27 protein-coding genes are annotated in these 22,432 nt (G+C 46.1%); 24 read left to right on the top strand and 3 right to left on the bottom strand.

Annotated features, from left to right (window positions below; genetic code table 11):
* The 7 genes from alaS (at nucleotide 1) to trxA (ending at nucleotide 7,212) form a co-directional block, all read left to right on the top strand.
* The gene (gene alaS, locus FC82_RS12285; protein ID WP_056997158.1) at nucleotides 1–2,646 is read left to right on the top strand and encodes an alanine--tRNA ligase; all 2,646 of its coding nucleotides are present in this window, start codon (nucleotides 1–3) and stop codon (nucleotides 2,644–2,646) included.
* Between the two features lie 275 nt (nucleotides 2,647–2,921).
* Nucleotides 2,922–3,191 carry an IreB family regulatory phosphoprotein gene (locus FC82_RS12290; protein ID WP_054710080.1) on the top strand — a complete coding sequence of 90 codons (270 nt, stop codon included), beginning with the start codon at nucleotides 2,922–2,924 and terminating at the stop codon, nucleotides 3,189–3,191.
* Complete coding sequence (ruvX, locus tag FC82_RS12295; protein WP_054761100.1) at nucleotides 3,192–3,629, top strand: Holliday junction resolvase RuvX; 438 nt, start codon at nucleotides 3,192–3,194, stop codon at nucleotides 3,627–3,629.
* A 10-nt stretch (nucleotides 3,630–3,639) separates the two neighbouring features.
* A complete protein-coding gene (locus FC82_RS12300; RefSeq protein ID WP_054761098.1) occupies nucleotides 3,640–3,969 on the top strand; it encodes a DUF1292 domain-containing protein in 330 nt (109 codons plus the stop codon).
* A gap of 133 nt (nucleotides 3,970–4,102) precedes the next feature.
* Entirely contained in the window at nucleotides 4,103–4,375 is a 273-nt protein-coding gene (gene zapA, locus FC82_RS12305) for a cell division protein ZapA (protein WP_235809235.1), read from the top strand.
* Nucleotides 4,376–4,447: 72 nt separating this feature from the next.
* Nucleotides 4,448–6,808, top strand: coding sequence for an endonuclease MutS2 (locus FC82_RS12310; RefSeq protein WP_056997159.1), 2,361 nt, complete (start codon nucleotides 4,448–4,450; stop codon nucleotides 6,806–6,808).
* Nucleotides 6,809–6,894: 86 nt separating this feature from the next.
* A complete protein-coding gene (gene trxA / locus FC82_RS12315) occupies nucleotides 6,895–7,212 on the top strand; it encodes a thioredoxin (protein WP_054761095.1) in 318 nt (105 codons plus the stop codon).
* 402 nt (nucleotides 7,213–7,614) lie between these two features.
* Here trxA and FC82_RS12320 read toward each other — a convergent pair whose 3' ends face one another.
* The gene (locus tag FC82_RS12320; protein ID WP_056997160.1) at nucleotides 7,615–8,154 is read right to left on the bottom strand and encodes a YslB family protein; all 540 of its coding nucleotides are present in this window, start codon (nucleotides 8,152–8,154) and stop codon (nucleotides 7,615–7,617) included.
* Nucleotides 8,155–8,335: 181 nt separating this feature from the next.
* Here FC82_RS12320 and murI point away from each other — a divergent pair, with 181 nt between their 5' ends.
* The 5 genes from murI to cbpB are packed head-to-tail and all read left to right on the top strand — an operon-like array spanning nucleotide 8,336 to nucleotide 10,820.
* Nucleotides 8,336–8,905, top strand: coding sequence for a glutamate racemase (gene murI / locus FC82_RS12325; RefSeq protein ID WP_328585553.1), 570 nt, complete (start codon nucleotides 8,336–8,338; stop codon nucleotides 8,903–8,905).
* 39 nt (nucleotides 8,906–8,944) lie between these two features.
* A complete protein-coding gene (locus tag FC82_RS17410) occupies nucleotides 8,945–9,190 on the top strand; it encodes an aspartate/glutamate racemase family protein (RefSeq protein WP_328585554.1) in 246 nt (81 codons plus the stop codon).
* Complete coding sequence (locus FC82_RS12330) at nucleotides 9,180–9,782, top strand: XTP/dITP diphosphatase (protein WP_056997161.1); 603 nt, start codon at nucleotides 9,180–9,182, stop codon at nucleotides 9,780–9,782. The genes FC82_RS17410 and FC82_RS12330 overlap by 11 nt, the downstream gene beginning before the upstream one ends.
* 3 nt (nucleotides 9,783–9,785) lie before the next feature.
* Nucleotides 9,786–10,304: a metallophosphoesterase gene (locus tag FC82_RS12335; protein WP_054761090.1), complete on the top strand. Its 519-nt coding sequence runs from the start codon at nucleotides 9,786–9,788 to the stop codon at nucleotides 10,302–10,304.
* Between the two features lie 21 nt (nucleotides 10,305–10,325).
* Nucleotides 10,326–10,820, top strand: a complete 495-nt coding sequence (gene cbpB, locus FC82_RS12340; protein ID WP_056997162.1) for a cyclic-di-AMP-binding protein CbpB — start codon at nucleotides 10,326–10,328, stop codon at nucleotides 10,818–10,820.
* Between the two features lie 57 nt (nucleotides 10,821–10,877).
* Here cbpB and FC82_RS12345 read toward each other — a convergent pair whose 3' ends face one another.
* Nucleotides 10,878–11,753, bottom strand: a complete 876-nt coding sequence (locus FC82_RS12345) for a mechanosensitive ion channel family protein (RefSeq protein WP_054761088.1) — start codon at nucleotides 11,751–11,753, stop codon at nucleotides 10,878–10,880.
* 412 nt (nucleotides 11,754–12,165) lie between these two features.
* Here FC82_RS12345 and FC82_RS12350 point away from each other — a divergent pair, with 412 nt between their 5' ends.
* Nucleotides 12,166–12,579, top strand: coding sequence for a DUF948 domain-containing protein (locus tag FC82_RS12350; RefSeq protein ID WP_056997163.1), 414 nt, complete (start codon nucleotides 12,166–12,168; stop codon nucleotides 12,577–12,579).
* A gap of 15 nt (nucleotides 12,580–12,594) precedes the next feature.
* Nucleotides 12,595–13,083 carry a YtxH domain-containing protein gene (locus FC82_RS12355; RefSeq protein WP_054761086.1) on the top strand — a complete coding sequence of 163 codons (489 nt, stop codon included), beginning with the start codon at nucleotides 12,595–12,597 and terminating at the stop codon, nucleotides 13,081–13,083.
* Between the two features lie 72 nt (nucleotides 13,084–13,155).
* On the opposite strand, the gene FC82_RS12360 is transcribed toward FC82_RS12355, so the two are convergent.
* Entirely contained in the window at nucleotides 13,156–14,253 is a 1,098-nt protein-coding gene (locus FC82_RS12360; protein WP_056997164.1) for a M24 family metallopeptidase, read from the bottom strand.
* Nucleotides 14,254–14,436: 183 nt separating this feature from the next.
* Here FC82_RS12360 and ccpA point away from each other — a divergent pair, with 183 nt between their 5' ends.
* From ccpA to FC82_RS12410, 10 genes are all read left to right on the top strand, one after another.
* Nucleotides 14,437–15,438, top strand: a complete 1,002-nt coding sequence (ccpA, locus tag FC82_RS12365; RefSeq protein WP_056997165.1) for a catabolite control protein A — start codon at nucleotides 14,437–14,439, stop codon at nucleotides 15,436–15,438.
* 508 nt (nucleotides 15,439–15,946) lie between these two features.
* Nucleotides 15,947–16,156: a hypothetical protein gene (locus FC82_RS12370; protein WP_056997166.1), complete on the top strand. Its 210-nt coding sequence runs from the start codon at nucleotides 15,947–15,949 to the stop codon at nucleotides 16,154–16,156.
* 18 nt (nucleotides 16,157–16,174) lie between these two features.
* A complete protein-coding gene (locus FC82_RS16560) occupies nucleotides 16,175–17,662 on the top strand; it encodes a CPBP family intramembrane glutamic endopeptidase (RefSeq protein WP_082620355.1) in 1,488 nt (495 codons plus the stop codon).
* Nucleotides 17,663–17,801: 139 nt separating this feature from the next.
* A complete protein-coding gene (locus tag FC82_RS12380) occupies nucleotides 17,802–18,536 on the top strand; it encodes a YebC/PmpR family DNA-binding transcriptional regulator (protein ID WP_056997167.1) in 735 nt (244 codons plus the stop codon).
* 169 nt (nucleotides 18,537–18,705) lie between these two features.
* Nucleotides 18,706–19,680, top strand: coding sequence for a competence type IV pilus ATPase ComGA (comGA, locus tag FC82_RS12385; protein WP_056997168.1), 975 nt, complete (start codon nucleotides 18,706–18,708; stop codon nucleotides 19,678–19,680).
* Nucleotides 19,619–20,659 (top strand): type II secretion system F family protein, encoded by a 1,041-nt coding sequence (locus tag FC82_RS12390; RefSeq protein WP_054761082.1) that lies wholly within the window; start codon nucleotides 19,619–19,621, stop codon nucleotides 20,657–20,659. The genes comGA and FC82_RS12390 overlap by 62 nt, the downstream gene beginning before the upstream one ends.
* Nucleotides 20,659–21,012 (top strand): competence type IV pilus major pilin ComGC, encoded by a 354-nt coding sequence (gene comGC, locus FC82_RS12395; protein WP_056997169.1) that lies wholly within the window; start codon nucleotides 20,659–20,661, stop codon nucleotides 21,010–21,012. Before FC82_RS12390 ends, comGC begins: the two co-directional genes overlap by 1 nt.
* On the top strand, nucleotides 20,987–21,496 hold the full coding sequence (locus FC82_RS12400) for a type II secretion system protein (protein WP_162260952.1): 510 nt from the start codon (nucleotides 20,987–20,989) through the stop codon (nucleotides 21,494–21,496). The genes comGC and FC82_RS12400 overlap by 26 nt, the downstream gene beginning before the upstream one ends.
* On the top strand, nucleotides 21,483–21,902 hold the full coding sequence (locus FC82_RS12405; RefSeq protein WP_056997171.1) for a type IV pilus modification PilV family protein: 420 nt from the start codon (nucleotides 21,483–21,485) through the stop codon (nucleotides 21,900–21,902). The genes FC82_RS12400 and FC82_RS12405 overlap by 14 nt, the downstream gene beginning before the upstream one ends.
* Entirely contained in the window at nucleotides 21,899–22,327 is a 429-nt protein-coding gene (locus FC82_RS12410) for a ComGF family competence protein (RefSeq protein WP_056997172.1), read from the top strand. Before FC82_RS12405 ends, FC82_RS12410 begins: the two co-directional genes overlap by 4 nt.
* Nucleotides 22,328–22,432 lie beyond the last annotated feature (105 nt).

A 22,432-nucleotide genomic window follows, 5' to 3' on the forward strand; every position in this document is an offset into this window, starting at 1 on the left:
ATGAAGCAGTTAAGCAGCAGCCAGATCCGTCAAATGTATCTGGACTTTTTTAAGAGTAAGGGCCACACCATTGAACCAAGTGCTTCCCTCGTACCAGTAGATGACCCGACACTTCTCTGGATCAACTCTGGGGTTGCCACCATGAAAAAATATTTCAATGGGTCAGTTGTGCCGAAGAACCCGCGTTTAACGAGTTCACAAAAGAGTATTCGGACAAATGATATTGAAAACGTAGGCCGGACAGCTCGTCACCACACGCTGTTTGAAATGCTTGGGAACTTTTCAGTTGGGGACTACTTTAAAAAAGAAGCCATCACGTGGGCCTGGGAGCTTTTAACCTCAGACGACTGGTTTGGTTGGGACCCAGAATTGTTGTACATGACTGTTTATCCTCAGGATGACGATGCAAAACAATTCTGGCAGGAAGCCGGTGTTCAGCCGGACCACATTATCGAAGCAGAAGATAACTTCTGGGATATCGGTGAAGGGCCTTCAGGTCCCGATTCAGAAATCTTCTACGACCGTGGCGAATCGTTTAACAACCTCGCTGACGATGACCCTGAAAATTATCCTGGTGGTGAGAACGAACGCTACTTGGAAGTTTGGAACATCGTGTTCTCACAGTTCAACCATGAACCCGATGGCTCATATAAGCCGTTGCCACGGAAAAACATTGATACTGGGATGGGTCTCGAACGGGTCGTTTCCGTGTTCCAAAACGCGAAGACCAACTTTGAAACCGACTTATTTTTACCAATGATCAACGCCACTGAAGACTTTAGTGACGGTAAAAAATACAACGCTGATCCAAAGCTCGACATCTCATTTAAGGTGATTGCCGACCACTCACGGGCAATCACATTTGCCATCGGTGACGGCGCGTTACCATCAAATGACGGCCGTGGCTACGTTATCCGGCGCCTTATCCGGCGGGCTGTTGTTAACGGCCGGAAGCTCGGCATCAACGGCGCTTTCTTATACAAGCTGGTACCAGTTGTCGGCGAAGTCATGAAATCCTACTACCCAGAAGTTTTGGAACAAGCCGACTACATCGCCAAGGTCGTTAAGTCGGAAGAAGATCGGTTTAACGAAACCTTGACTGATGGCTTAGCACTGTTAAACGACCTGGTTGCCAAGACCAAGAAGAGTGGTGCCAAAGAAATTGATGGTGCTGACGCCTTCAAACTGTACGATACGTATGGGTTCCCAGTAGAATTAACGCGTGAATATACGCTTGACGAAGGCATTACCGTTGATGAAGACGGCTTTAAAGCCGAGATGAAAAAGCAACAGGATCGGGCACGTAACGCCCGCAGTAAGAATGAATCCATGGGGGTTCAATCAGATTTGCTGATCAACGTTAAAAGTGCCAGTGAATACGTCGGCTACACGCAGTTGGACGTGAAGGCCGCTAAGGTGACCGACATTGTCGCTGACGGGGCATTGGTCGACGGCGCTGAAACGGGCACCGTTCAAGTTGTTTTTGATAAGACACCGTTCTACGCTGAAATGGGTGGCCAAATCGCTGATCAGGGTGATGTTTTAGCCGCTGACGGCAGCGTGGCAGCAACTGTTGCGGACGTGCAACACGCGCCAAATGGGCAGAACTTGCACACCTTGAAACTGCAGCAACCGATGCACGTAGGCGACACTTTTGAATTAAAGGTCGACGCTGCGTTCCACAGCAAGGTTGAAAAGAACCATACGGCAACTCATTTGTTGGATCAAGCATTACGGAATGTCTTTGGCGGGCACACCCAACAGGCTGGGTCACTGGTCGAACCCAACTATCTGCGGTTCGATTTCACCCACTTTGGTCAGGTTACAGAAGATGATTTGGCTAAGGTTGAAGCCATCGTCAACGAAAAAATCTTCGAGGAAATTCCGGTCACCACGGTCGAAACTGACCAGGCTACTGGTAAGAAGATGGGGGCCATTGCGCTGTTTAGCGACAAATATGGCGACAAAGTCCGGGTCGTTTCCATCGGCGACTTCTCCATTGAATTCTGTGGCGGGACGCACGTTAAAAACACGAACGAATTAGGACTGTTCAAAATCGTTTCCGAAACTGGGATCGGCGCGGGGACTCGGAGAATTGAAGCCGTGACTGCCGGCGATGCCTACAAGTACCTGAAGGGTCATGATGATCTGCTGACGACGACCGCAACAGTCTTGAAGACGCCGCAAGTCGAAGAAGTCCCTGCCAAGGTTGCGCAGTTACAAGAACAAATCAAGGCGTTGACTAACGAAAAGGCCGCTGTAGAAGCCAAATTAGCGGGTCAACAAGCCGATAAAATTTTTGACAACGTTCAGGAAATTAATGGTAAACAATTGATTACTGGTGTTGTGCAAGTTTCATCCATGGATCAGTTGCGTCAACTCGCTGATACCTGGCGGCAAAAGAAGTTGTCCGATGTCCTCGTGCTCGGCGCTCAGGTGGGTGAAAAGGCCAACCTGATCGTGGCAGCTAGTGATGACGCCATGAAGGCCGGCATTAAGGCGGGCGACTTAATTAAAGCTATTTCGCCTAAGATCAACGGTGGCGGCGGCGGTCGGCCTAACCTCGCCCAAGCTGGTGGGAAGAAGCCTGCAGGTTTAAACGATGCGATGAGCGAAGCTGCTAAATGGCTGTCAAATTTGGCATAACGTGGTAAACTGAAGAGTACGTGACAACGATTAAAAAGACGACAGTGTCATTCAGGACCGTTGGGTTGTTGACGACACTTGACCTTTGATAAGTTGGTGCGTCGGTTTGAGAATAAGCGAGCAGTTTGTCATATTTTGGTTACTCGTGTGATCAAAATAAGCTGCCCGAATTGGGGTTCTATTTGTTACGAATTAGTTACATCGGGCAAACCCGATTGTTGTTAATCTCGTATTCCGGTAGAATTAGAGCAAAGAGTAATGGTGGAGGTGTGATCATGAGTACGTTAGACAAAACCATGTATTTTGATTTTGGTGACAAAAAGCCAAAGGATGTTCACGATACACTTGTCACAGTGTATCAAGCACTTGAGGAGAAGGGGTACAACCCGATCAACCAGATCGTGGGTTACCTGCTTTCTGGTGATCCGGCTTATATCCCGCGTTTTAACGACGCCCGAAACTTGATTCGTAAGCATGAACGCGACGAAATTATCGAAGAGTTGGTTCGCTTCTACCTCAATGAGAATGGGACGTTGACTAAATAAATGCGATTAATGGGATTAGATGTCGGATCGAGAACTGTCGGTGTGGCAATGAGTGATATGTTGGGATGGACGGCTCAAGGAATTGAGATTATTCCAATCAACGAAGATGAGAAAGAGTTTGGAATCGACCGGGTCAAGGAAATCGTTGCACAGTATGATGTGACGGGTTTCGTGGTCGGGTTACCCAAGAATATGAACAATTCCCTCGGACCCCGTGCGGAAGCAGCCAAAAATTATGGTGACCTCTTGAAGGCCACCTTTGGGCTACCCTATGATTTTCAAGATGAACGCCTTACAACCGTTGAGGCGGAACGGATGCTGGTAGAGCAAGCAGACGTTTCCCGAAAGAAACGCAAGAAAGTCATCGATAAACTGGCAGCCGATTTGATTTTGCAAAATTATTTGGATCGCAAGGGTCCGTTAACACAAGAAAAGTGAGGCCGATAACATGAGTGAAAACAAAGAACAACAAATTACAATCGTCGACGAAGATGGTAACGAAGAGTTATATAACGTGCTCTTTACGTTTACCTCAGCTGATTTTGGCAAGTCCTATATTTTACTTTACCCATCCGGTAAGACCGACGATGAGGAAGTTGACATTCAGGCTTATCAATTAGCTGATTCCGATGATCCAGCTGACCCACAAGGCGGCGACCTGCTGCCAATCGAATCTGACGACGAATGGGACATGGTTGAATCCATGCTCAATACCTTCCTTGATGGTGGCGGTACTGATGCTTCCGACCAAGACTGGGGCGTTCCAGATCCAAAGTAGCCTGCCGATTGGCGGTTACCTGTGTTGTGCAACAAACGATTAATCGACACTGAGCAACATGATTTAGCCGCTGGTCCGAGAAGGGGTCAGCGGCTAAATTAATTTATGATTATGAATAAGGGAAGTGATGGTTGTGGGTGAACAAAACGATACTGGTAATAAGCGACGGTTCAAAGCGGTGATCGATGGCCAATCGTATACGATTGTCGGCAATAAGACTGAGGCACACATGCAAGCAGTAACTGAACTCATGAATCAGCAGCTTGACCAGTTAAAAAAACTGGCACCGTCAATGACCAAGCAGGAAGCTGCCACGTTACTGGCTTTTAATGCCATCTCTGACCAACTGGATAAGGCAGCCGAATTGGACCAGCTTAAACAATCACAAACACCTGCAGATAACTAAGTCCCATGACATCGGTTTAACCGACAACAACACTATGTCAGGGTGACCAACAGCATTTGGGAGAAACAAAAAATGAACGAAAAAATATTTAAAACGATGGCGTTTGACCAGATCAAACAACAGTTACGCGCGCACTTGGTGTCAGCCTCAGGGGAGACTGAATTAAACCATCTGATGCCGGCTGCTGATTCGGACACGGTTCAACGCGCCATCGATGAAACAAAAGACGGCGCCGATGTTTTACGATTGGAAGGCGGAATCCCGTTGCCGAAGATGGCTGACGTGACGCCGCACGTCAAACGTTTAGCAATTGAAGGTACCCTGAGCGGCACCGAATTGGCGCAGATCGGTCAGATTTTAAAAACGGTCAGCCGAGTTGTTGATTTTTTTGACGGGTTACAGGATAAGGCACTTGAACTGCGGCGTCTGTATGACATTGTGGCGGAATTAGTCCACTTGCCAGACGTCACTCGGCGGCTGAACATGTCGGTCACGGAAGACGGCCGGCTGACGGATGAGGCTTCATCAGAATTGAAACGCATTCGTCGTCGCATTACGCAGATCGAAGGCAGTGTTCGTTCACAGATGAACGGGTACACCCGCGGTAAACAGGCAAAGTATTTAAGCGAAACACTTGTGACGATCCGGGATGACCGGTATGTATTACCAGTCAAAGCGGAATACAAGAACCACTTCGGCGGTATCGTGCACGACCAGTCCGCTAGTGGATTAACCCTCTATATTGAACCCGAGGCGGTCGTTTCTGAAAACAATCGTTTGCGGGAAGCACAAATCGCAGAACGACAAGAAGAACGGCGTATTCTATTGGAACTGTCCAACCTGTTACGGCCTTATCAAGACGATATTGCGGCCAATGCAACCGTCCTTGGTCACTTGGACTTCATTAACGCAAAGGCTCGTTACGCACACGCTATTAAAGCGACAGAGCCATTGTTGTCGAGTGATAACCACGTCAACTTGCGCCAGGCAAGGCACCCGTTGATCGATCAGAAAAAAGTGGTTGCCAATGATATTGAAATTGGCGGCGACTACAAAGCTATTGTGGTCACTGGTCCAAACACTGGTGGGAAAACAATCACTTTGAAGACACTGGGACTGACCCAGTTGATGGCTCAGTCCGGTTTGTTTATTCCGGCGAATGAAAACAGTCAGGTTGGATTGTTTGATGAAGTTTTTGCTGATATCGGTGATGAGCAATCCATTGAACAAAACCTGTCGACCTTCTCGTCTCATATGGATAATATTGCGACGATTTTAAAAGCGGCCAGCGACCAAAGTCTGATTCTGTTGGATGAAGTCGGTGCCGGGACCGACCCGCAAGAAGGGGCAGCCCTTGCTATGGCTATTTTAGATAATATCGGCACCATTGGCAGTGAAGTGATTGCCACGACCCACTATCCGGAACTGAAAGCTTACGGGTATAATCGGCCAGAAACCATCAACGCCAGCATGGAGTTTGATCAGGAAACACTGAAACCGACCTATCACCTGCTGATTGGGATTCCTGGGCGCAGTAACGCCCTGGACATTGCACAACGGTTGGGTCTGGATCAGTCGATTATCGACGAAGCGCGTGGCTTGACCGATCAAGATTCTCAGGATCTCAATCAGATGATTGCCTCGCTGACCGAGCAGACTCGGCAGGCCAACGTTGACGCTGCGGCTGCAGCTGAAAAACTGCACGAAAACGAAGCGTTGTACGCTGACTTGCAAAAGCAGTTTGACACTTATCAGAAACAAAAAGCGCAACTGATGGAAGATGCCAAACGCCACGCTAATGAAGTCGTTGATGAGACTAAAAAACAGGCTGATAAGATCATCAAGGACATTCGTAAGAAACAGATGACTGCCGGTAAGACGGTCATTAAAGAGGATCAGTTGATTGGCGCTCAGGGTAGTCTTAATGCGCTCCATCAGGACGAAACACTGACCCAAAACCGAGTGCTTAACCGTGAAAAACGCAAGCATCAGTTGAAGAAGGGCGACGAGGTCATGGTCAAATCATACGGTCAGCGCGGTGTGATCATGGATAAATTGGACGCCCATAGTTACGAAGTTCAGATGGGTATTTTGAAGATGAAGATCGACGACCGGGACCTTGAAAAGGCAGCTCCGGAAACCACAAAGGAAAAAGCACCGAAGGCCACTATCAGACGGACACGTTCTGACGGCATGACACCAACGCTTGACCTGCGGGGCCACCGGTATGAAGAGGCCATGGCTGAAGTGGACCGCTACATTGATTCGGCTTTGCTGGCAGGTTATCCTTCTGTGACGATCATTCACGGTAAGGGTACCGGTGCACTGCGCCAGGGGGTCATTGACTACTTGAAGTCTAACCGGCGGGTCAAGTCGTTTGGCTTCTCACCAGCCAACGCAGGGGGCGATGGGTCGACCATTGTCAAATTATAAATTTGTTAATGATTAAGCAGAATGCTTGTGCTTTTATGAGATTCTGGTAAACTTACATTTAGTAATTAAACAGGAGGCGTCGATTTATGGCTGTTGTAGAAACAACTGATAAAACATTTGAAGCAGATACATCTAATGGTGTAACATTAACTGATTTTTGGGCAACTTGGTGTGGTCCTTGTCGGATGCAATCACCAGTCGTTGAACAACTTTCTGATGAAATGGCTGACGTCACTTTCAACAAGATGGACGTGGATGCTAATCCAGACACACCTCAAAAGTTTGGTATCATGAGTATTCCAACGTTACTTGTTAAAAAGGACGGCCAAGTAGTCGACTCCATCGTCGGTTACCACACAAAAGACCAACTCAAACAACTGTTGACACAGTATGTTGAGGCTTAATTCTGTTCGTTAAAATTCCTGACTCGAACTGGGTCAGGATTTTTTTGTGTTTTATAATGGATTGCTGGCGTGTTGCACAACGTTTGGTTAGCAAACTTACAATGATCTGCAATAACCGTTGAGCGGTGTTCAGACTATCAATCGTGCTGAACTTTTAATCCAATAGTACCAGTCTTACGGTTGGGCATTTTTGAATTAGGAAAAACGACTTCATTTGATGCTGATGCCGTCACCGAAAAAGCGGTCGCCGCTAACAATTAAGAGCCAAAATTGTTAGCGGCGATCGCTTTTATTTTGAGTATTGATATGTTCCTCACGAAATCCTATTTTCGCAGGAATGATTGGGTGCTGTTGGCTGACATGAAGCTTAGCCAACCTTGTAGAAATCAGTCACATGACGTCCTAATTTTTGTCTGCCACGTCTGAAGTTTCTGGGTCGGGTTCCCGTTCCGGTAAGATGAGTTTCATAGGGATCAATTCTTGCGGGTCCGAGGTTGGATCCTTGGGGTCAAGATGAACGGTCATATTGACCGCGATGGACTTGTGTGTTTTTGTGACCGGTGTGACTTCGGTCTCAGCAACGACGCCAATCATTTGTTCTACCGATTCAGCGAGGAAGCCCGCTTCTAATGTAAATGCGGCTTTCGGGTTGCTGGCGATCCGCATGTTGACCGGGTCGCCAGTTAGTTGAAATTGCCACTGGGTAGCCGTTTGTTTAGTCAAAGTCAAAGTGCCAAATTGCGCTTGAGAAAAAAAGATGGCAAGTTCATTTGCACTGCCAATTTTGAAGCGGCGTGCCAACTGTTTTCCTTCCCAGTAAGCGATATTTGACGCATCAGGACCTAAAATATCAGTTAAGATGACATCGCGTAAAAGAGCCTGACCGAAAAGTCCCGCGTTATTGGGGTCAGTTAGGTATTGCGTATAAATCTGTGTATCCATAGTGAGCCAACCTACTTTCTTATTACGTTAAGATTACAATGAAATTAAGTCTAAATGCAAGATTATTTCTAATTATTGGAAGAACTTAAGAATTATTCTGAAACTTGGCTGAATTCTTGCAACCAATCTCAAAATGGTCGATAATTAAGACTCAAGATTACTAAAAAAGGGGATTAGTTAAATGACATCTCAAGCAATTGGCTTTTTAGATTCCGGTGTTGGGGGTTTAACCGTTGTTAAAGAGGCATTTAAACAGCTCCCAAACGAATCGTTTATTTTTATTGGTGACCAGGCGCGGGTACCATATGGACCGCGGCCAATGTCTGAAGTGCGGCGATTTGTTTCGCAAACGGCGGCTTTTCTTGTTGCAAAGGATATTGAACTGCTCGTGATTGCCTGTAACACAGCCACAGTCGCTGCCTTGCCAATGCTGCAGGAACGGCTTTCGATTCCAGTTGTCGGCGTGATTGAGGCAGGCAGTCAAAAAGCCGTTGCTGTGTCTAAAAGCGGGCACATTGGCGTCATCGCGACGGAGGGGACAATTAAAAGCCACGCGTATCAGCAAACACTGACACGGTTGCGGCCGGGGGTCACCGCCCGCGGGTTAGCGTGTCCTCAGTTTGTGACGTTAGTTGAACGCGGGGCTGCTGGTTTGCCAAGCACGACGGCAAAGGTCAAACGACAGCTGCGGCCGTTTAAAATGCAATCAATGGACACGCTGATTTTAGGCTGTACCCATTTTCCAATTTAAAAAACAGCGATTCAAGCCGCTGTTGGACCCACGGTACACTTGGTTGATCCGGGTGCTGAATCGGTGGCCATCGTCAAACAGGTGTTGACGGCTAAACACCTGTCTGCGCCAACGGACAATGTGCCCACCGCGCAGTTTTATACCACTGGCGGTGCGGCTCACTTTAAGAAGGTTGCGGGTCAGTGGTTGCAGCGCGATGATTTAGATGTGCGTCACGTTTCTTTAACTGATATTCAACAGTACACATTACCAACTCAAATGGAGGGTTCTTTAGATGAAGCATGACCAATTGATTATTGCAACGCGTAATCCAGGTAAAGCGCGAGAGTTTCGTGAAATGTTTGAACCAAAGGGCATTACGATCAAAACCTTAGCTGATTTTCCTGACATTGGTGACATTAATGAAAATGGGACGACGTTTGAAGAGAATGCGACAATCAAAGCAGAAACCATCAGTCAACGGACGAATCAGCCCGTTTTGGCGGATGATTCCGGCTTGGAGGTCGTCGCGTTAAACGGCGATCCGGGTATTCATTCAGCCCGCTATGCTAGTGACCACGATGACGCTGCCAATAATCATAAATTGCTGACAAATTTAGCCGGTGTACCGGCCGAGAACCGACAGGCGGCCTTTCATACGACACTGGTCTTGTTGAAGCCAAACGGCGATAAATTAGTTGCTGACGGTGAGGTTCAGGGCTCAATTCTAACTGCACCGCGAGGCGAAAACGGCTTTGGCTATGATCCGTTATTCTGGCTTGCTGATAAGCAAAAATCAATGGCAGAACTTTCCGATGACGAAAAGAACGCCATCAGTCACCGGGGCAGAGCATTACGTAATTTGATGACCAGGTTCGACGAATGGTGGGAGGCGTAGACCGTGAAAATCTTAGTGATCAGCGATAACCATGGTGATCAAGCTATTTTAAAAACGGTATTTGATGGCTTTCGTGACCAGGTAGATGCGATTTTTCACTGCGGGGATTCGGAAACCGACCAGACGAACCCGGTTTTTAACAACGTTGCTGTTGTTGAAGGCAACAATGATCCACGGGGCGTGTTTCCAGACGACGTTGTACAGACAGTTGGTAACGAAACGGTATTTATGACCCACGGTGACCTGTACGGTGTCAGTATGGGGTTGACGCACCTCAGTTTGAAGGCTCAGGAGGTCGGAGCAACATTGGCTTTCTTTGGCCATACGCATCAGTTGGGTGCTGAATCTGAGGAGGGCTGCGTTTATGTTAATCCGGGCAGCATTTCATTGCCACGCGGCGAATACGCATCCATTGGCGGCACATTTGCCATTGTGACCTCGACACCTACCGCAGTCCAGGTCGACTTCTATGATCGACACTTGGACCGCTTGCCAGAATTGCAAACAAATTTCGAACGTTAATAACAAATGAGGTAATAGTAAATGATTGACCAACCGATTCAAACCATGCTGATGCAGGCGCATGGTCAATGGATCATTCCCGCGAACATCGTCGCTAATGTGATGGTGAACAATGATTGTGAACACGCGTTTCTCGTTCTGACCAAGATCGGCTACTCGAAAATCCCCGTTTTGGATAAGAACCAGCACCTTTGCGGTCTTTTGTCGTTATCCATGATTACGGAAAAAATGCTTGATACGGACCACATTGCGCCTGAAAATCTCCGGCGGATGAAGGTCAAAGATGTAATGCAGACGGACTTTCGAGTGGTGGAAGATCCGGATGATTTGGATGAAGTGATGCATCTTTTGGTCGATGATTCCTTCGTGCCGGTTGTTTCGGACGACCGCACGTTTACCGGAATCATTACTCGACGAGAGTTATTAAAACGTGTAAACTATCTGGCGCATAATTTTGATGACTGTTTTGAAACGGTTAAACGACCTGATGCGGCCACAAAACAAAAGGAACGGTAGAAAAAAAGATTGTGCTGATTGTCAAATGACAACGCACAATCTTTTTTTTATTGGTCGTTAAGCATTCGGTGTCGCATCATCATGATACACGGTTGGAATAACAATATCAGCATCGGAAATGGCCTTCAGGTAGGCGGCTAACAATTCTCGCTGAACGGTGAACTGATCGCCGGGTTGGGTAAAGGTCACCACTTGAATGACAAGCTTGCCATCAGCAAGTGGTGTCGCACCCATGTTAGTGGGTTCTTGCGTGATGCCGTTGAGTGATTTGACTACCGTTTGGTTGGTCGTTTCAATAATGGCATTGATTTTGTCGATCGGTGAATCTGGGAAGATTGGGATTTGTACTAATGCTCGCATTTCGTGGCGAGATTTGTTGCTGACGATGGAAATGTTACGGTTAGGGATGAAATTGAGTGTTCCATCCGCACTGATCACCTGGGTGGTCCGAATACCGATAGCGGATACGGTACCTTCCACCGTCCCAATTTTAACTGAATCGCCAACGTTGATTTGCTCCTCCATCAGGATGAAGGCACCAGTGACGATGTCTGAGACGAATCCCTGCGCACCAAGTCCTAAAGCTAAACTGAAGATTCCGGCACCGGCAATCAGCGTGCCAACGGGAACCCCAAGAAACGACAACAGGGCGTAGATCCAGAAAAAGAGAATGGTGTACTGAAAGATGTTGAGCACCAGAGTATAAATGGTGTTGATCCGATTCACAGAAATGGTATTCAATTTTGTGGCTTTGTAACGGTTGAATAAATGCTTGATAATCTTTTTACCCAGCCAGTTAACAACCAAAAGACCGACTGTTACTAAAACGAGTTGGAAAATCGTTAACGCGATTTGCTCAGCAATCGATTGCCAGTCAATGTGTTTAATGAAATGGTTCATGAGTGATGAAATGGTGGATTGTTTAAGTATCATGGTCGTTGCTCCCTTATTTAAGTCACCTCCTAGTTTACCAAAGGCTGGGGGCTACTGCACTGATTTTTCTGTCGGTGAATGAACGAGGAGATCACTTGTGAGCCGGAGATTATAGTAGGCTCGACTTCCGGTAAGAAAGTCGGGGGGCGGAATTTTACTTTCCGATTGACATGGGTGGTTCTGGAAGCACTGTTCTTGGTCATGTAGTCGAAACAAGTTTCGCAAGGCAAGGGGCTGCTACAGAACGGACTCTGAGCAAAAAAGTCAGAACCGGACCTTTCGACTCAGAGTCCGTTCTGCTCCGCCCCCTTAGGCGCCTTGCTTTACTCTCTGTCACTTTTTATTGCTTCCACCGGTTGTCAATGCTATTCTTAATGCAATAAGGTTTTTACTTAGGAAGGGGCGATATGCGATGACTGGAGGACAAGTTGCCGGGATGATCGCGGCAGTTGCATTTTTGATCCTCGTGCTTTTCATTGGCATGTTTTTATCCAAAATGTTGACCACTTTAAAAGAAGTGAATCGCAGTATTCAAACATTGACGGATGACGTGGACGTGGTGTCAAAACAGGCAGAGGATATTATGGCCAATGCCAATACGTTATTAGAAGATGTGAACAAAAAGGTGGCAACGGTGGATCCCGTCTTTCAGGCGGCCGCCGATCTCGGTACCAGCGTTTCCGATTTGAATGATGCCACCCGAAACCTGACCAGTAAGGTCTCTAAATCAGCAAAAAAGACAGCTTCAACGAACATTCTAGTACGTACCGGCGAAGCGGCTTTTAATTTCTACACCAAACATCGTCGTTCTAAAGACGAAGACTAGAAGGGAGTTTTAAAAATGGCTAAAAAGACAGGTTTATTATTAGGACTCTTAGCAGGTGGCGCCATCGCCCATTTGGCTTATCACCATCTGTCAAAGGATCAGCAATCGCAATTGAAGGATGACGTTCAGGATAAACTGGACGACCTTAAGGACCGCGCCGTTGACTATGCGTTCTATGCAAGCGATGCGTGGGATGATTTTAAGGATACGTTTGAGGACCAATCCCAACACGTTTCTGATAAGGTAAAAGACGTTGCCGGTCAAATCGATACTGATAAATTGAAGCAAGCGGCTTCAGCATTCGGCAAACGCAGCGATGACGAAGATCCCGATTTGCGTTCAGAATTGGCTGATGTTTCGACCTCAGCTGATGACGACTCGGATGACATCGTTTTGAATAGTGAAGAAACGTTTGGCGGTGCTGACGTGAGCGGCGCTAGCGAGGGTGAAAAACCGACTGAAACTATTTTACCAGATGGTACCAGTGAGCCTGTTGAGTATTAATTAATCTAATACAACAAAAAGCGACTGAGATAAGTTTTCTCAGTCGCTTTTTTGTCACTAATAATTGTTGGTTTAGCCCACATAAGTTAATTCTTTTGAAGTGTGGGTAAATGGCAGACAGCCGTTTTCAGTAATGTGAACACAGTCTTCAATTCGGACGCCAGCAACATTTGGAATGTAAATACCGGGTTCGATTGAGAAACACATGCCGGGTTTGAGAATCATGTCGTTGCCCTCCATAATAGATGGGAATTCGTGCTCGCTCATGCCCATGCCATGTCCAAGCCGGTGAATGAAGTACTCGCCGTAACCGGCCTTTGAAATGATATCACGGGCAATTTTGTCCAGCGAAGCAGCGGTGATACCTGGTTTAGCAGCAGCCTGCGCTGTTAATTGTGCTTCCAAACAAACCTTGTAAATATCAAGCTGTTTTTCAGTTGGTTTGCCGATAGCAACTGTTCGTGAGGCATCAGAAATGTAGCCGTTCCAAACAGTTCCCAGATCGAATAAAACGAGTTCATTATTTTCAATTTTTGTTGCATTCGTTGCACCATGGGGTTCAGCGGCGTGCGCACCAGCCTGGATCAGCGTTGCAAAGCTCATCTCCATAATGCCTTTTTGCATAAGTGCGTACTGCAGTTCAGCAGCGACTTGGCCTTCGGAAACACCGGCTTTAACAGCGGCGAATCCTTTTTCAAAGGCGAAATCAGCCCACTTGCCGGCAATTTCAAGTTCTTTGATCTCCTCATCGGATTTGATTAAACGCAGTTGGGTCACAAAATCGGTGATATCCAGATTGAAAGTCGCTTTCGGGAAAATTTCTCGTAGAAATTCAAGGCGGTCGACGGTTAATTGATTCTTTTCAAGTGCGACGTTCTGCGGGTTTGCGACCCGCTTTTGAACATCTGTCTTAATCATCTTCCATGGATTTTCATGATCAAGGTACCCGTAGACCGGATATTTGAATCCAGTATCCTTAATGGCCTCAACTTCCAGTGCTGGCGCGAAGATAAAGGGGTCTTGATCAGGGAACACAATCAATGCCAATACCCGTTCAATTGGGTCACTGTAAAAGCTGGTTAAATACTGAATAGTTTTGGGGTTACTAATGTAAGCAAAATCCGCGTGGTTTTCGGCAGTCCATCTTTGGATCTCTTGTAGTTTAGACAATGTAATCACCTCTTGTAAGAATACTTCATTATAGCATTGCTCATCTTGAAAAGTGGGGCTGAATAGAGTATCATCAAGATGAAAACGTTTTCAAATTGATTTCTGAAAACATATCTGTTATATTGGATAAGTTGTTGAAAATCTATGAAAACGAATAATATCAATAAAGAAAGGGCTATCGCAATGGATAAACAGACTGTGACAATTTACGATGTTGCCCGTGAAGCCGACGTTTCAATGGCGACGGTTTCACGGGTGGTTAACGGGAATCCAAACGTTAAGCCAGCAACTCGTAAAAAAGTTTTAGATGTGATTGAACGGCTGGATTACCGGCCAAACGCAGTTGCTCGTGGCTTGGCCAGCAAAAAGACGACCACGGTTGGGGTGATTATCCCTGACGTGACCAACATTTACTTCTCAGCACTGGCTCGAGGTATCGATGATATCGCAATGATGTATAAGTACAACATCATTTTAACGAATTCTGATGAGAACGGGCGAAAAGAAGTTCAGGTGTTAAACACCTTAATGGCTAAGCAAGTAGACGGAATTGTCTTCATGGGCAATGCTGTCAGTGAAGAACTTCGGAAAGAATTTGACCGGGCTAAGACGCCAATCGTTTTGGCCGGTTGTGTTGATGAAAAGGGCCAAATGCCTAGTGTTAACATTGACTACACAGCTGCGGTTGAAGAAGCCGTTAAGAACCTGATTGACCGGGGCAACCAGAAAGTTGCTTTCATTTCAGGAAGCTTAGCCGATCCAATCAACCGTGATTTCCGTCTAAAAGGCTATAAACAAGCTTTGAAGAAGGCTGGCATTCGCTATGATGACAAGCTAGTCTTCGAAACGGATTACACATATAAAGCTGGCCAATTACTGCAACCAGCATTGCAGTCAGTTGGCGCCACAGCAGCGGTCATCGGTGACGATGAACTGGCTGCCGGTGTGATGAACGGTGTTACCGATGCCGGTCTGAACGTACCAAACGACTTTGAACTTATTACCAGTAATGATACTAAGTTGACTGAAATGGTTCGGCCTAAGATGTCATCGATCACCCAACCGCTGTATGATATCGGTGCGGTTGCCATGCGTCTGTTAACCAAGTTTATGAACAACGAAGAAGCCGAGGAAAAGACGGTCTTGTTGCCATACGGGTTAATGAAGCGTGACACCACTAACTAATTTAAATTATTTCTACTGTAAGAAGGTCAGACTCGCTAATGGGGGAGTGTGGCTTTTTTTGTGTTCTGAGCGGCGCACAGCGGTTAAAGGCCAGTGGAATCACTAAAGATGAGGTAGCTCAATGGTTCATATTGCGTATACCCATACTAAGTTGATGAACTTTGATGCCTCCAATCTGTCCAGGCTGAATGGTCAGTAAAATCGCATTTGGTGCCAAGTTCACCGAAGATAGGATCTGATTGAAAAATCACTTATCGCTGTCGAAAATAGTCATCCCTGACCCAGGTTACGCGCAAAAAAACAGTCAGTAGAAAACCAGCGTCAATCAATAAACCGACACAATAGCGTGATTTTCCAGTTATCTCAATATTCACAGAATCAGCTTGCCAGGCCAACGGTCAAAATAGCTTTAATTTATTAAATTTCCATCGCAACGTTAGGAATAATTTGTAACTTGTCATATACTTGTAATATACACGATGCTTTAAACAAGGAGGGAAGATTGGTCATGGATCTTGTACAACATAGCAACCTGTATTTGTATTACAAATTAATGCCCAGCACTTTTGCAACCAGTATGTTAGCTGTTGCTGCGCGAAACGAGTTGACGTATCGGTCACAACATGGGGATGAATCGGCAGGTTATTATCTAGCCTTGGACGCGTTTCGTGAACAGCGGCTAGCCCATCGCCATGCCCATATTAAGGTGATTTGGTAACTTTGGAGGAGAAGGATTTTGAGAAAACATTTATCAGTGTTTCTGCTCGGACTTTTCGTGTTGGTGCCGATTGTGCTCTCATTTGCGAGCGTTGTTAGCCATATTGTTTTTCATTATTCATCACTCGGATATGTGACGAACGGCGAAGCGGCGATTACAGAAATAATTGCCTTTGGTGTTTTTTGGGCACTTAACCGGTTCTATTTGAAAACACGTGTCAGTTGGTGGGCGAAGATTGACCGAAACTGGCTTTGGGGACTCGCACTGCTGATCGTGCTCGTCGGGGATGCAACACTGAACCCCCAATTTACCCTCACAGTGGGTGCAATTGTGTGGGCACTTGTGCTGGGCGTAGTAGTTGCCATTTTTGAAGAATATGTTTTTCGCGGTTTGTTGGTGACCACTTTACGTGCACATTTTGGGATGTCAGAATTCTGGACCGCACTGTGGAGCGGTATTGTTTTTGGCCTGGCACACACGGTGAACGTGCTTCAAAGCGGTAATTTGCTCGACACGATCGCCCAGATCATGCAAGCAGTGGGGTTAGGTTTCTTTTTGGCCGCACTGTATTTAATCAGCAATAACTTATGGTTGCCGATAATCGGTCATGCAATCATTGATAGTTTTGATCAATTAGCTTTTGGCACGCTGAGTAACGCAGCTGGCACAAGTTTGTTGACCGGCATTATTTATGCCATCGTTTTCTTAGGTTTAGGGGTTCTAATCATTAAAACACATGCTGATCTGCCTAAAGCAACACCACATCAGCATGTGACACAGAGGAGTCGGGAGAAAATGGATTTTAACAGAAAAACAAATGAATCTGCCAGCATGAAGATGGCGTTTTACGCCATATTAATTCCCATCGCAGAATTGATTTTTGGGACACTTTTGAGCATTCCGTTCCATTCTAAATTGGTAAAAGTAATCATTGTTGACGTGGTTTTCTTTCTTGGCTTCTTGGCCGCGATTTGGCTATTTAAAGACGTCTTGAAACGCGACTGGCAAACGTTTAAACTGCATTTTTGGCGGGGCTTTTTCTTGGACATAGGCGCTGTAGTGATCACTTACTTGTTATTACCGGCTGTGAGAATGGGTCTTAATCTCTTCATTCACACTTCCTCGGCGGCAGGGGGGCTTGATGTGCTGAGTGTGCAGACTGCTGGTTTGGCGCTGGTAGCTAGTCTAACTACTCTGATGGCGCCGTTTACGGAAGAAATCGTGTTTCGTCACGCGTGGTTCTACCAGTGGCGCAACCGAGGCATTGTCACTTGGCTGATGCTGATTTTATCCTCTATCTTGTTTGGACTATTTCATTGGAACAACTTTAATGGGGACGTCACACAAATGATTCCGTACATGGTCGTAGGTGCTTGGTTCGGCTTGATTTACTACTGGTCTAAAAACATTTGGCAAAATATTTTGACCCACTTTTTATTCGATTTTCTGCAGGTTTTGGCGGCATTGTTTGTTCTGGTCATGACGCTGTTGCACGCGGCAGGGTAATACGGGTCGCTGTCACCACGTATACGATCTGGACTACCGGCTCGTAAATTTAGTCACAAGTGTTGAACTCTCGCGTTCTGCGTGCTAATATAATGTAGTCTGTACAACGATAAATAATACAAGAAAAGAGGAGTTAACGATGTCAGGACATTCAAAATGGCATAACATCCAAGGCCGTAAAAACGCCCAAGATGCTAAGCGTGGAAAAATTTTCCAAAAAATCTCACGTGATTTGTATCAAGCCGCTAAAGCAGGTGATCCTGATCCAGCAAACAACCCTCAACTTCGATTGGTGATGGATAAGGCCAGGGCTGCTAACATGCCTAAGGACAACGTTCAACGTGCAATTGACAAGGCTTCTGGCCTTGGCGGCGCGAAGTTCGAAGAAATCACTTATGAAGGCTACGGTCCTGGCGGGACAGCCATCATGGTTGCTGCTTTAACTGACAACAAGAACCGGACAGCCGCTGCTGTTCGTTCTGCGTTCACACACCATGGCGGTTCGCTTGGCGCAGCCGGTTCCGTTTCATATATGTTTGATCGTAAAGGTTATGTTGTGATTTTACGCGATGGCTTAGATGCCGACGAAGATACTGTTTTGATGGATGCATTGGATGCTGGTGCTGATGATATGAAGACCAGCGACGACCAATTTGAAATCTACTCAGATCCTTCGAGCTTGACTGCCGTTCGTGACGCACTTCAAGAAAAGTACGATCTGGATACTGCCGAAGTGCGGATGTTCCCAGAGAACACCACTGAAGTACCAGAAGCAAAGATTTCTCAATACACAGGTTTAATTGATGAGCTTGAAGACAACGATGATGTTTCGGATGTTTACGAAGCTGCGACGTTACCTGAAAGTGTCGACTAGATCGTAAAAGCATACCTGATGGGTGTGCTTTTTTTGTGTCCAGATTGACAGCTAAAAGCTTGTCATAAAGAAGTTCAATAAAATAATCAAAAAGCCACGAGAAAAATTCGTGACTTTTTTTGTGGTTTCAAACAATCTTGCGTAGGTATTGGGTATGGAGGTGATAAGCATGATTGAAGCACTTGGTCAGCAGTTACTAAAGGGCGCAGTGACTGCTGGAAGCTCCGATCTTTACATTTTACCGCGCGGAAATGCCTACGTTGTTTACGAACACGGTATCGAAGGATTAATTCTAATTCAGAGTTTACCCCAGGAGACTGGTGTCCAACTCATCGCGCACTTTAAGTATCGCGCAGATATGGCGATTACGGAAAATCGTCGGCCCCAACTCGGGGCAATGACCGTCCAAATCGATGGAACCGATATTAATTTGCGGTTGTCGAGCGTGGGTAATTTTCTGCAGCAGGAGTCCCTTGTCGTCCGATTATTGTTTCCGCTTGGTCAGCAACAAACTCATTTTCTAGTGCCGGGTCAATGGGAAACATTACAGGAGTGGTGCGGCCTGCGGGGATTGATCTTATTTGCGGGCCCGACCGGATCTGGCAAAACGACCACGATTTTTCAATTAGCTCGCTCTTTAAGTGAGAAACAGTCTGTGTTAACGATCGAAGATCCCGTTGAGATAACTGAAGCCTCGTTTTTGCAGCTTCAGGTCAACAATGAAGCAGATATGTCCTATGACGCCCTGATCAAAGTCGCACTGCGTCACCGACCAGATGTGTTGGTCATCGGGGAGATTCGGGATCGGCAAACGGCCCAGGCAGCCGTTGATGCGGCTTTAAGCGGTCATCTTGTTTTCAGCACGGTCCACGCTTTGAACGTCTACGGAATCATCACGCGCCTGCGTCAGCTCGGTATTCCGGAAGCTGCCATCCATCAGGCTGTGACGGGCGTTGCCTACCAAAGACTACTTCCTGCTGTTGATGCAGGATCAACAGCATTACTAGATTTAAAACGTGGCCCAGTGTCACCTGAATGGGAACTAAAAACGGGGATGACCCCAGAATGGAGGCAGCATTTAGATGATTGCGAACGAGCGGGTCAAATCACAGCAACAACCGTCGACCGTTTCAAAGAAGGTTAAACCCTGGCCAGCAAAGTTTCAGGCTGAAGTGTTTCAACTGGTAAGCGACCTGCTCAACGTTGGTTTTTCGGTACGGCATGCGTTTCGATTTTGCGAGGTGGTTTTTAAACACCATCTTTCAGATCTGAAGGTCATTAATGCCCAGCTGCAGGCGGGAAAGTCAATCAGCGGAACCTTTGATCCCTATATCGATGAACAGATCAGCACGCAGTTGCAATTAGCTGAAAAGCATGGTCAGTTGAGTCACAGTTTGAGCCAGATCAGCCGGTTGCTGACAACGGCCCATCAACGAAAAGAGCGTATCAAACGATTATTGCAGTATCCGTTTGTGCTGATGATAATTTTAGCGTTTGTTTTCACCGGGCTAAAAATCTTTGTATTCCCGGAGATTCGTGAGCTGACGGATGCGCCGGCCCCTAGTGGTCATGGAGTGTGGATCGCACTAAGCGGCCTCGTGATCGGATTGTTTGGCCTGGTCATTTGGATGCAAGTGCGACAGTTACCGGCACTCAAACGAATTCAATCGTTGGCTGGAATGCCGGTCATAGGCGGTGTGGTTCAAACATACTATGGCTACTATTTGTTGTCCCTACTTGCAATCATGGTGCAGGGAGGTCTTGGCTTACAAGACATTTTGACCACGGTTCAAGATGCTAAAAAAACAAGTCTGCTTTATCAATTTGGGCATGAATTAGACGGTTATTTAAAACAGGGTCAGCAACTTGGGCCAATCTTGGAGAAGTATCGGTTTGTTCCTAAAGAATTACGGTTGTTGCTTGAAACTGGTAAAAATACGGAAGAAATGGGTGCTGAATTAGGTGCCCTGACAGAAATCTATTATGAACGTTTAAAACACCGGTTAGAATCACTCATGAGTCTCATACAGCCGCTGGCCTTCTTGGTGGTTGGTTCACTGATCGTGGGTACCTATGTGAGTTTGTTTTTACCGATGTATCAAATGATTGGAGGATTTAATTGATGAATAAATGGCCGAAAAAACGCAGGGTAACGCATGGCAATCGTAAGGGGTTTACTTTACTGGAAATGTCGATCGTTATTTTTATTATTGCCCTGCTGATTATGATTATTGTCCCGAATATCACGAAGCAAAAGGATCATGCAACGTCTGTGCACACGGAAGCCTTGCAGACGATGGTCCAGACCCAAGCTGAATTATATTTAGAAGATCAGCAAAATGAAAAGGAACCCGACACCGATGTTTCCCTAAAAGAATTGTTTGAAAAAAATTATCTGACACAAAAACAGTACAACAAAGCTAAGGAAACAATGACCATTGAAAAAAATCATGTCGTTCCAGATAAAGCATCGTAACGCCTTTACTTTAATTGAATCCGTAGTGGTTATTGGCATCGTGGCGAGTATGTTACTTTTGACGATGATTGTAAGTCAAGGTGTCAGCCGCAGGTCTCCACGTGTTGAACAGACTTTTTGGCACACGTTTAACAGTAATTGGCAGGAGGCTGAGTATGCTTCAAAATACCGTGTCCGGCACACGTTTATTGATTTTTATGCGCGCAAAGTCGTCTTTCGAACTTTTAAGGGCGAGGGTGAAAAATTCCAGGTTATCAAGTATCCCAAGACAATAACGTTCCTTGGCTTAGCAAAAAAGGGAGAAAATAAGCCGCAGGATGTACCACAGAAACCAAATTCTAAAGATCCGCTGCTGATTGTGCATATTTACGCCGACAGTCACGCCGATCCACAGACACTTTTGTTTCGTTCCCAATTAAAGAATGGTAACAGAAAACTGACAGTACAAATGGGATGGGGGTTATACAGACTTGAAAAATACTAGACGGCGGGGTTTTGTTTTAAGTGACGCCTTAATTGGTCTTGTGCTGATCGGGTTAGGCGTCTTAACATTTGTTGGCATGCATCAGCTGATGTCGCAGCAGTCTCATAAAAAACAGCTTCAGGTGTATCACCTGCGCCAAAAATATGAAACACTGATTCCAGCAAGTGATCCTAATACCAAACAGAAAAAGTCGACGAATCAGGAGAAAAAAGCAAAGAAAACTAAGACATCTGAGTCATCTTCATCGCTGAACGACCCCAAAAACAGCGCATCACAAGCGCGTCCGAACCAACCAGAGGCATCTCGTCAAAGTCAGTCGCAACCGGAAAATGACAGTAAAACCAGTGAATCGATTATCGCTAGACTTCCGGACGAGCCGAGTCGTCAGAAAAGTGAGCACGCATGACGCGACGGGGGTTTACTTTATTAGAAACAATGATTGCATTGTTTGTCACTGCATTGGCGCTCTTAACAGTTCAGATGGGGTATCAGTGGCTCAATAACAATCAACAGCAACGTAATAGTGAACAGTTGGACTGGTATGGGTTCCTTGGTATCATTGAGGGTGGCCGGTATAGATTTGATTTAGATCACGTTGACGGTGATGAAGTTTTTGTTCACAGTAAAACGGAGGACAAGGATTATATCATTCGCTTTCGTCCGAACAAGCACGAAATCATGTTGACGGGACTCCAAGGTGGCTACGTTCCCCTCATGCAAAACATCGCCTCCTGTAAATTTACTGAGAAATCAGACTACCTCAACATTCAATTGACCACATCGATCAAGCAACGATTCGAAGGCATGACCATTGTAGGAGAGAAAAAATGAAACGAAACGGTTTTGTGACTTTATTTGCGGTGGTTTTCCTGAGCCTGTTAATGGTGCTCTTATTACTCGAGGTGCAGGGGCATGCCCAACAGCAGCACGCTTACA

The organism is Secundilactobacillus collinoides DSM 20515 = JCM 1123 (assembly GCF_001435975.1).
Lineage (GTDB): Bacteria > Bacillota > Bacilli > Lactobacillales > Lactobacillaceae > Secundilactobacillus > Secundilactobacillus collinoides.